Annotated in this window: 9 protein-coding genes and 1 pseudogene; 4 read left to right on the top strand and 6 right to left on the bottom strand. The window is 57.1% G+C overall.

What is annotated here, in order from left to right:
* Positions 1 to 422 (bottom strand): transposase (locus AC630_RS35640; RefSeq protein ID WP_143198564.1); only part of this gene is annotated, 422 nt, incomplete at its 3' end.
* 40 nt (positions 423 to 462) lie between these two features.
* Positions 463 to 705, bottom strand: coding sequence for a hypothetical protein (locus AC630_RS35645; RefSeq protein ID WP_074123086.1), 243 nt, complete (start codon positions 703 to 705; stop codon positions 463 to 465).
* Between the two features lie 839 nt (positions 706 to 1,544).
* On the opposite strand from AC630_RS35645, the gene AC630_RS44630 reads away from it, so the two are divergent.
* Together AC630_RS44630 and AC630_RS35650 are read left to right on the top strand one after the other, a co-directional pair.
* On the top strand, positions 1,545 to 1,850 hold the full coding sequence (locus tag AC630_RS44630; RefSeq protein WP_143198565.1) for a hypothetical protein: 306 nt from the start codon (positions 1,545 to 1,547) through the stop codon (positions 1,848 to 1,850).
* Positions 1,851 to 1,966: 116 nt separating this feature from the next.
* Positions 1,967 to 2,395 (top strand): hypothetical protein, encoded by a 429-nt coding sequence (locus AC630_RS35650; RefSeq protein WP_074123087.1) that lies wholly within the window; start codon positions 1,967 to 1,969, stop codon positions 2,393 to 2,395.
* Positions 2,396 to 2,808: 413 nt separating this feature from the next.
* On the opposite strand, the pseudogene AC630_RS35655 reads toward AC630_RS35650, so the two are convergent.
* Positions 2,809 to 3,187: pseudogene (locus tag AC630_RS35655) on the bottom strand (carbamoyltransferase N-terminal domain-containing protein); the annotation flags it as partial.
* A gap of 1,092 nt (positions 3,188 to 4,279) precedes the next feature.
* Here AC630_RS35655 and AC630_RS35660 point away from each other — a divergent pair.
* A complete protein-coding gene (locus AC630_RS35660) occupies positions 4,280 to 5,176 on the top strand; it encodes a DMT family transporter (RefSeq protein WP_074123088.1) in 897 nt (298 codons plus the stop codon).
* A 26-nt stretch (positions 5,177 to 5,202) separates the two neighbouring features.
* Positions 5,203 to 5,388, top strand: a complete 186-nt coding sequence (locus tag AC630_RS35665; RefSeq protein WP_143198566.1) for a hypothetical protein — start codon at positions 5,203 to 5,205, stop codon at positions 5,386 to 5,388.
* Between the two features lie 1,876 nt (positions 5,389 to 7,264).
* On the opposite strand, the gene AC630_RS35670 is transcribed toward AC630_RS35665, so the two are convergent.
* The 3 genes from AC630_RS35670 to AC630_RS35675 form a co-directional block, all read right to left on the bottom strand.
* A complete protein-coding gene (locus tag AC630_RS35670; protein WP_143198567.1) occupies positions 7,265 to 7,852 on the bottom strand; it encodes a hypothetical protein in 588 nt (195 codons plus the stop codon).
* 246 nt (positions 7,853 to 8,098) lie between these two features.
* Positions 8,099 to 8,257 (bottom strand): hypothetical protein, encoded by a 159-nt coding sequence (locus AC630_RS45890; protein ID WP_167561344.1) that lies wholly within the window; start codon positions 8,255 to 8,257, stop codon positions 8,099 to 8,101.
* Positions 8,258 to 8,494: 237 nt separating this feature from the next.
* On the bottom strand, positions 8,495 to 8,956 hold the full coding sequence (locus tag AC630_RS35675) for a hypothetical protein (RefSeq protein WP_143198568.1): 462 nt from the start codon (positions 8,954 to 8,956) through the stop codon (positions 8,495 to 8,497).
* Positions 8,957 to 9,974 lie beyond the last annotated feature (1,018 nt).

The following is a 9,974-nucleotide window of genomic DNA, read 5'->3' on the forward strand; positions in this document are numbered from 1 at the left end:
CGCGAGCGCCAGGCATAATAGCCGGCCGGCGAGACACCGAGCACGTCGCACAGGAGCGTCACCGGATAATCGGCGCGGCGATCTTCGATGAAGCGGAATCTCATGTCCGTGTTCCAGCAAAGATCGCGATCGACTTTTTTTAAAATGTCGCGCTCCATGCGCAGCCGCTCGTTCTCTCGCTGCAAACGCGCGATCTCTGCCGCGTGGTCCGCCGACGGCAGCGTCGCCTGCGTTGTGGAGCGCCGCGTCGCCGCCGTCGGCTCCAGCCGGACCGCTCGCTGCTCCACCCACCGCCGCAGCACGGAATCGCGCAGACCAAGCTCCTTGGCCACAGATCCGATCGAGCGCCCGCTCGACGCTCTGAGATCAACCGCTTGCCGCTTGTAGTCCTTCGCAAACGACCGACGTTGACGCCCTTCCATCCGACACCTCCTGGCTCTTCGAGCCTACTACAGGTGTCCATCAATTCGGAGGAGGTTCAGACGAGCTATGCAAGATCGGCAGCAAGGCCAAAATGGTCGCTTGATCCATCACCTCCATCGCGCCTCCTGGCCGTTGGCCCGCATTTGTTTTCTCGATAGCGTAATCCTTCACGATGTTTGAGGGCTGCAGCCAACGACGACCTTCGACAAGATCGTTCTCGGCACCTTCGCCAGCTCCTGCAAGGTCACTTGTGAGAAGCGAAAACAAGAGAATTTTGGCCATCACCGCCTCCTACATCACAGCGCGACCACGAGCATAGTTCTCGTGTTCAGCAAACACGACCTCGCATTTTCCGCGGGTTGATTGAGTTCTTCCCCAAGCAGCTTCGAGGGCATTCCGAGCCATGATTTGAGATAAAGAGGCCGACGGTCTTGGCCTTGACGCTTTTGAGCGGCGATGCGAGCGCAGAAAAACTGCGCTTACGCCAGTTGCGTGTCGCCAAAGTTCGTCTAGCTGGCCCGAGATTTCCCGAGCGGCCCAAGAGCAACATCTCCGCAGGTCACCGTCCCGAACCAGTCAACTACCCACCCTGGCGATTGGTGGCGAGGACGGACACATGGCAATGATTGCGTACAAACGCCGCGCGGATCACACGTCAAGGGACTCAGGATGCACTATAGATCGCGCCGCGCCAGCGGATCTTATGGATTTTCAGACTTCGCACCTGGCTCTACCAAATTCGATCGAGGTACGATCTCGACTTTTATCGAAACCAATTGCTTTCGTTCTGACACGATCGCGGGGCGTCCAAGGCCGACGCTTGAAGCAGCGCGACGTATGTGGCGAGCCATTCTTCCGGAGGTTACCCGCCTTCCCGAACAAGCTGCCTTCTTCGGCTAGGATGCTACGCATAACCGAACTCCTCGCTCAATGCTGGAATAAAATGGGGCGGTTCGCGGCGCATTAGTAGCGGATACAACAAGGAGCGGCCTCGCCCCTCGCCATTAGCTCCACGAGCCAGGACCGCAAGAAAACAGCCCGCGACCGGCACGCACGTCGCCAACCAGTTTCATGGCGGGCTCGATGCTCTCCAAGCTAGGCACCTCGCTGAGAGAGATCGCTTGGATAGCTTCCTCTCAAGTGCCGCCCTGGCCCTTCACATGCGCCAAAACGACACAAAATCGATCAGGCTGGAGCACAATCCGTTGAAGGCAAGAAAAACGGATGCGGAGTTCACTATTCACGGTTGTTCTGCCGTAGCGATGTCGGCCCTATCAGGATCGGCTGCGGGGCTCGTTGTGAGCTTTCGTCCACGTTCGACGAAACGAGAACTTGCAATCGCCCTCTTGCTAGCAACAAGTCTTATTGCCGATTCGGCGCTGGCACACACTTTTGACGTGCTCAAGAAGAAACGACATCCCCAATGAGCTTACCAAAAGGAGGATACATCAAGAAACAGCTTCGCGAGCAACGCGCTTCAGCGATAGCTAGGCACTAGCTCGCACTATGCCTCCCGAAGCGCGACAGTGCGAATGAGGTTGTTATGAACAAGATTCGAAAGAAGGAGGCCCCCTTCGCAAAGTTCGAAAATCTCCGTGAAAAAGGTATGTGGCTCGTTATACCTGGTCCTGCCGATACGATTGATCAGGACAAAAGCGGCCGTAGATCGGCGCTGGCAGACGTTGGGATTGTCTATGTGGGTGGGACGGTAAATAGCCTCATTAACAATCAATTGCCAAATGCAGGCAGAACCAGAGTCGCCAATCAACTCTATATGGGACAGAATCCGACATTTTGGACTGTAAATTTCATGGTCGTGACATACGATCTGAGCCGCCTTGGAGTTCCCAATGGTCAGATCATCGTAGGAGCCGAGCAGCAATACTGGACATGGAGAGCGGGCGGGCCAGATAGGTTAAGAATCAACATCATTGCCTACTACCAGACGTTCTTTTCTAGCTCTGAGAACTGAGCCGCCATTGCCGTTATGCCACCGTGTCTGCTCGCGCGAACAAAATCAGGATCGATCATTCATGTGCTCAACTCCTATCGCCGCATCCACCGTCGCACGGCGCGCTGTCGATCTAAGCCATCACCCAAATGATTGACTAAGCGTACCCGCAATTCTTGAGCGGTCAGAGACGAAGCAGGTTTATGGCCCGGTCAACTACCCACCCTCGTAATTGATCTAGATAATGCAGCATGTCACCTATTGCTTGAGAAATACGCCAGTCGACAAATAGGCCGGTCATGACAAGGAATCGGCATGCAAGACCAATCCCCATCTGTCCTCGCCAATGATCTTAATCGATCCGCCGGTTCGTCTCTTGCGGAGATCCTGCGCGCTGAAATCTGTTCAAGCAAGGAGCTATCCTTCCTCATGGAACCCGTGACGTGCGGATAGCTTCTGTAGGGAAAGGATTTGCCGGCCAGTAGCAGACCAGTGCCGTCGCGCGAGGTTAGCAGGCCATTGGCATGACTTTCAATATACGGCGCACCTTTGAGAGTGATCGGCGTAGCCCCACTGAGGACCTGGAATTCCGACTCCCCCTCTCCCCACCAGCCATCGAGGACGAACTGATCAACATCCGACGCATCCAGGCCCCTGCTCCGCCAAGGCGACGACAACTGCATCGAGATTGTCGATGCTTTGATATCGCGGATTGTTGTCACGCTTCTCCTGCTCGACGCAAAAAACAAGTCGTCCGTCCTCGACAAGAGCGATTGATCCGTCATGCGTCAGCTTGATACCGCAGATGCGCATAGTGCCTCCATGTTACCCCCTGACAATTCGATCTGCAGACCGTCGCTGCCGCAAGCAGCGAGCAAGCAGACGCCCGCGAACGATCGACGCTTCGTCAGCGCTTCCTGAACCATCTCTGCATCCGCGGCATGACGCAAAGCGTTCGAGCGGCATCACGCGCAGGCGCGAGTACCAGATGCCCGCCTGGCGTGAGCGTACGCATCTAGGTTTGCGGATGCGCATCTCAGCCACGTCATGACCTAAGAGAGATCATCGACTCGCCCCGCCCCGGTCGATGTATTCTCAGGGCACGACGTTATCTCGATGAGCTGGTTGCAACTAAGGCGCCTCCCATTCTGCTTTCTCACGGGTAGCCACTGCATGGTTTGGGCCAGTGCGAACAAGAGGCATTTGGTCGCAATTTCTCGGCCCACTGTCTCGTATGCAGACATTCTGGCGACCTACTTACAGTGTGGTTTCGGACAGAGGCATGGAGTAGCTTACCGGATCAGTTTTCCAGCATCCGAAACTTGCGAAACGCGTTGACGCGGGCCATTGAAGGGTCCTTTGGCAAGGCCTGCCCTCAGCGCCGACGCCTCGTTGTCGCATAGTGTCCTCCCCAATGAGCATCTGCAGGATCGGAAGCAGCGCGTAGGTAGCGAAATCAACCCAAGAGGCTGTCCCCGTACCCGTCGCGCGATCCGGCTAGTAGCTGCGAGAGCGCTACGCATCCGGATCCAGACGCTTCGACGTCAGGAACGGCAGCTTGATCCGATCCGTCTTCTAGCCCATAGGATGCCGCAGCCTGCCCATTCGTGGTATGAATCGATAGCTCTTTCGCTTGTTTCATGCGATCGAGAACGCATGTACGATCATCGCGAGGGTGTTGCGGTTACTCCGACCAGGCCGTTTCGCCAGCGGTGCGGAACGACCAATCTTCGAGACGAATAAAAAGCAACAGATGCGACAGGCGATTTCGGGTTCGCCCTTGGGTAAAGCGACCAGAGCTCAAGCTTCGATATGCGATCCGACAACGGCAGATCGCGATCCAAGAATTCAAACCTGCTTTGCCGAGAACCTACTCTGATCGCAGCGACGAAGGGACCGATAAGTTTGAGCGAGAGCCACCCGCTTTTCCTACCTCTTCTTTGCGGAACACTCGCAACGGTCAGCTGGAGCATCGGCAGCGTTCTGTCCAAGGCCGCACTCTGCTGCATCGAACCGCTCTCGCTTCTGACAGGGCAGTTGGCAGTGAGTGCTGCAAGCCTGACCATACTATCGGTCTTGTCAGGTGCGCCGCCTCTCTTGAGCGATTGGCGTTCTGGCCTTCCCGGCATCCTGCAGCCGGCGCTTGCGTATGGTCTGTCGATCTTCGGGCTATCGATGCTGCCGGCATCAGTGGAGGCGATGGTCTGCGCGGTTGAACTGCCGATGGTCATACTCCTTGCGTGGTTGATGCTTGGCGAGGTCCCTAACCGTGCGATCGTCTTCCTATGTTTGTTGGCTTTTGCCGGGGTTGGCTTTTTGAGCTGGACCTCTGGCTCTGATCCTTCCGCAACGCCGGGACTGGGGGTCGCTCTCGTACTTGCCGGCGTGCTATTTGCCTCGCTCTACAACATAGCGGTCCGTGTGATGTCGCAAAGCGTGGATGCACTGCGCCTGACGACGGCGACCCAGATCGTTGCGTTTGCAGTGGTCGTATTTGCGTGGATTTGCGTTCGTCCATTGCCGATGCTCTCTGCGGTCATCGGAGATATTGTTCCGGTGGTCGGATCCGGATTGCTGCTCTTTTCGATCTCCTTCCTCCTCTACGGGATTGCGCTGCGGCGAATGAGCGCGACCGCCGCTCTGTTGCTACCACTCGTTCCCGTGTTTGCATCGATTTTCGCATCTATCTTTCTTCGGGAGACGCTGACCGCAGCACAGTGGCTTGGGGCCGTCGCGGTTTTTGTCTCGGCGCTTGGAATGCCCCTGGCTTTGCGTTCACAACCCCATGGCCCGGAAGCATGACCCTACTCCGCAGTGAGGAGAAAGCCTTGGACAGGGAGCTTGGCAATGCGCGCGCTGTCAACTCCGGAACGGGCGGTCGTGAGTTGCGCCGGCTGCAAGGAAGCGGCCTGGTCTCGGTTCAATGGATCGGCAATCAACGACATTACCAGACCAATCCCGATTCCCTGGTCTTCGGCGAACCGAAGAGCATTGTCCTGAAGACCGTGGAATAGTATTGGAAGCGCTCTGCGACCCCACCCCGACATAATACAAGCGGAGTTTGTCTTCGGTTCAGTCGCGAAAGGCTCGGACGCGCGCGAGCGATATCCATCTGATGGTGATCGGCGAACATCTCGATTACAGTGATCTGTACACGGCGTTGCAGGGCGCCGAGAGCAAGTTGCATCGCAAGGTAAACGGTTCGAAGACGACGCCGCGTAGCACAGGCGTCACTTCAGCTTAATCTGAACGTCACCACGGCAGAATGCCTACGGCAATGCTTAAGGCGCGCGACTTTGCGGTCGCGTTTCCTATCAAGATCGCCGACCAATGATCAGAACAAGAATTTCGCTGTTTATGAAGCTCTACTGTCATATTGAACGCGTCCTAGTCATTGTATTCGTTTTGAGCGCAGCTGAGCCACTGACTGCCGCCTCAAGAACGCATCATCGTTCCCAAACGTTTTGATACCATCAGGAGGCTGGGGCATGCTGGGCCCTTACCGTTAGATTAAAACTCTTTGAGGATTTTGCGCCATGTTACATCCAACCTTCTCAAGCCAAACTGCATGCTGTGCTGAGAGAAGCTCCGGAGGATGCCATCCAAATGGTGCCTGAAGCGAAGCGAACATCCTCATTGAAGGCTTGCCTCGCCGAGAAGGTTCTCACTCTGGCCGCGCAGGGTGAGAGGAATTCAACCATCCTAACTCGTCTCGCCGCACTGACAATGCAGAACTCCTGTCATGGCTGTTATGGATGTAAAGTAAAGTAGTCGCACAGGCGAAGCCCCCGCACCGCGAATTGATTAATTTGAACTGAAAAGGTCGGGGGCTTTCTGGCGTCACAGTAGCACGGCCGGTGATACGCTTTTCGCTGACGCGATGATAAATTCGCTCACTATGTCATGGCGTCTGTGTGGCCCAATAGCGGCGCCCACGCCGGGGCCACACTTATCGCTTATCAAATAGGCAGAACTTCCTTCGATCTGTAAACAGCCGCCACCACTGCCTCGCTGATCTCAGATGGTCGGTTGTCGAGCGCAGCAGATGATTGTCGCGGACCTGGAAATGTGTCCATGCCCGGTAAGCATCGCACTCACGCGCCAAAGATCGAGCACCATGGCCCCAACGCTAACGCCGAGGCGCACCACATTCCACTCCATGTCCTAGCTGCCAGTGAGGCCTTATCCGGTGACGACGTCTGGAGTGAGACCTTTGGTCGTACGTCCAGCCAACGAATCCATCAGCCTTGCAGCCCGGGCCCGGGAAACAAAGATGTCCGGTGCCCTTATGCACTTATGACGGTACTTGCATTCAGTTCTAGGGCAAAAACCACGCATCCCCGCAGCTAATTGTATCTGGCCTCCTGCCAAAACACAGCCGCATTTGGTTACCGCGCGAAACGAACATAGCGGTTATTCAACGAATTCCGGGCAGTAGCCCTCGCCAACGCGACCGTCGATATAACGTCTAGTCCGGCTCCATAGCTCCGAAGGCTGCCCGTCCGAGATCCGCCGGTCCGACGGGCACCACTTGCAATGAGCGAACCGTTGCAGTCGATCAAAGAAGTTCACCTCAAATATCACCTCACGAGGGCACGGCGTGCATCATCTGGAAACGACGGCTGACGTTACTTGCATGGTGTTGTAGTTCGCGAATGTCATTTTCGCGACATACGAGAGCGTGGATTAGAACACGACCGCGTCGTCTGCTCTAACCTGCATTACCGATTGTGCGGGCGCCATTGATGTAGGCGCTCGCACCAAGCGAGAGCAGTCGAATGTCGACGAGCTCACTCCGTCTTGGTCTCCCACGGCGAGCCAAATCGAAGACAATCAAAGCCGCTCCCCGCGCTTAGCTCCCGGAATGCTTGAAAGCAGGCTGATTCCCAATCAGGGACAGTTGTTCTGCTTGCACAAATCGATATAAAATGACTCTTCTTGACCTGAGATTCGGTCTCTGCTGCGGGCCGTTTGGAACGCAGTCATGCAGGCGCTGTAGCCTCCCGCCCCGTTCAAGCGAGTTGTCGCATTCAGGCGAGCGGCATAATTCTGCAGATTCACCTCACAGGCCTTCGGGAGCTGCCCTTTCGCGAGCTTCAGAGTATGACCATCCCTCTCATTCCAGTTGCCGGTCAGTTCTGATTTCCCTTCGCAGCTCCGCTTCGGTAGCCTGACCGTGAGGTGCAGCCCGAACTCTTTGTTGAAGGTCATATGAATGTCGGGATTGTTCTGCGTCAACTCGCAGACCCAAAGCTCGCTCGTGCTGAGGCGCTTGCAGAGTCCGGAGTTGACAGCGCTGCCGTAGAGCGTGAGCGCATCGCAAACCGGCACCGGCGGCGAGTCCTCGGCCTGCGTGTCTTTGGCGGGCCGGTCCGTCGCGAATGCCGTTCCGGCCAGCACGAGCCAACATGCCGCGGCTGCGGATAATCGCTGGATGGGACGAATGGGACCTCGTCCATGCGTCGTGTTCTGGTACATTTCATTTCTTTCAGTTGTGAACGTCTGAACTCTCTCGATCAGCCTCGCCGGTGCCACCCTGGCAAGCCTCGAAGGGCTCGAAACCTTTCTTGCCCAGGCCGGCCAGACCATCGCTGGTAAGTGTATCTCTCCGATCGGCTGCCATGCTTGTAGGCCGGTGATTCGGAGGGCGCGGCCTACCGGGCCCGCCGGGGTGAGCGGCGGGCCCTCTTCTCTTTGTCGGTGCGGCAGTGAGTCCATCATGAACTAGCGGCGGCCGTGGTCGCCGACGCCGTTTTTGCCGCTGATGGTGATGGGGCCGACGGTGATGGGGCCAATGGTGCCGCGGCCGCCCCCGGGCTCGATCGAGGCCTTAAGGTCCTCGATGGTAGGTCTCGGTGCACCGGCGTCGTCATAGATGTCCATCAGAGAACCTCCCGTATTTCCTGAAGAACGGTACCGAACCGTCGCGTCGACTTGGCGCAGTAGTCGATGTCCGCCGGCCGCTGAGGCTCAACCCAGATGCCGTATGCGTGCGACTGGGATAGCTGCTGCCGCGACCGCCCCATGATCTTGACGAACTTCTCGCGGGCGCTGTTAACACCCGCGAAAGCTCCGCGTCACGCCGGCGCTGCGGCGTCACGCGCTTTTTGTCCCAGCTCGTCAGTCGTCGTCGGAGAGCTTAACGATCCGGCTGGTGAGAACTTGGTCGATCTCTGAGCGATCGTCCGTGAGGACCTCATAGCCTGCTGGTTCCCCTACCTGGAAATCAGGCGAGCGAAAGGCCGGATTCTTCCAGGTAAAGGTGAACTCGCCAGCATCGATCGCGTAGTCCACAGTTCCGTTGATGCTACCAAAAAGCCCCGGATTTTCGAAGCAGAAGGTAAACTCGCCAGCATCGCTCTCGTAGCTCACCTTTCCCCGGACGCCGCCAAAAGGCGCCGAGGAGCGGGCGGTGAACGTAACCGTCTGGCCGGGGCGGATCACCGACTCGGGGCGGAAGGTCCAAACCCCCTGGTGGAGCGTCGAAGCACTCAGCTTCAACACTAGCCGCGTCTCGTTCTCGACCCTCCATTTTGTTTGACGGGTGAGAGTTGCCGGCGGAAAAGTCATCCAGTTGTGCACGGTCTCAGTCTCCACTTATAGCCCATACCGTTGCGGTGAGGCTCTTCGCCAACAGTTTTGCAACGAGCGTGCCAGCGCTGCCTAAACGCAAAACTGCATGCATGTGCAGTTGGATAAGCGCTCACCCAGCGTGACTCACTGTTGTTGCAAAGCTGACATTGGAGCTTCTGCGGAGAGCCCCTCCCTTCGACCTGTTCGAAACAACACAACGGCAAGCTACGCGTGACACGCACTCCGGATTTCAATGGTACGCGCGATGTGGTCCTTGGTGATCCCTGCATTGTTCGGGTTTAAACCCCCTGTCGGATGGCCTCGATGAGATCGGCGGAATGAGTACATAGTCTTCCGTAGCAGCCGTCATCGCTGCCGCTGATTAGGATCGCGGTCGCGCATTCTTGGCCAAGCAGAGACCGCGCCGACGTGCCCACCACGCGGCGCTTTGTCGGCCCGCGTGGCCGGGAAACGGCCCCTGGCGAGGCTAGTCCGGGGCGTTTGCAACTCACATTTGAAATTCGGCGTTGTACCCGAGCCAACGTAAATAAGCCTCCGCCGTTTGTAGAGACGCGGCCGCGGGAGGGGGCAAATCACAACCGGCACGTCCACGTCTTTCAGACGAGGGGAAAATTCGACTCGATATCCCCGGCCAGACCGCGCACGTCAATGCATGCAGTCTGGCCAGTGGAGAAGGCTCCCGTGGAACGGTATCCACCAGCATCCGGGACGAAAATATACGTATCGTTTTCCGCCGTAAGATTGCGCACACAAACCTCTTCTACTAAGGGGCGGTGACGCGTTGGTTCGTACGTCGTTTCCTCTCCCCGTGCAGATGCCGGTTGGACATGGCACAACAAGCTCAATCCAACACTAAGGATTGCGGCACCTCGACGGGGAATGTCCCGACTGCTGTTGAACTACGTCGGGCCGACGTTGCCGGAATGAATGTTACGCGGCCCTCGTGACGTGGACAACGGGCTTGTGGTGAGCTTGAAGGGCCGCATGCAGAACCGATAATTGCTTA

The organism is Bradyrhizobium sp. AS23.2 (assembly GCF_001908185.1).
GTDB lineage: Bacteria > Pseudomonadota > Alphaproteobacteria > Rhizobiales > Xanthobacteraceae > Bradyrhizobium.

Bases quoted from the DNA above. Each gene is read 5' to 3' on its own strand.
- AC630_RS35645 (WP_074123086.1), bottom strand. From the start codon at position 705: ATGGCCAAAATTCTCTTGTTTTCGCTTCTCACAAGTGACCTTGCAGGA.
- AC630_RS35650 (WP_074123087.1), top strand. From the start codon at position 1,967: ATGAACAAGATTCGAAAGAAGGAGGCCCCCTTCGCAAAGTTCGAAAAT.
- AC630_RS35670 (WP_143198567.1), bottom strand. From the start codon at position 7,852: ATGTACCAGAACACGACGCATGGACGAGGTCCCATTCGTCCCATCCAG.
- AC630_RS45890 (WP_167561344.1), bottom strand. From the start codon at position 8,257: ATGGACATCTATGACGACGCCGGTGCACCGAGACCTACCATCGAGGAC.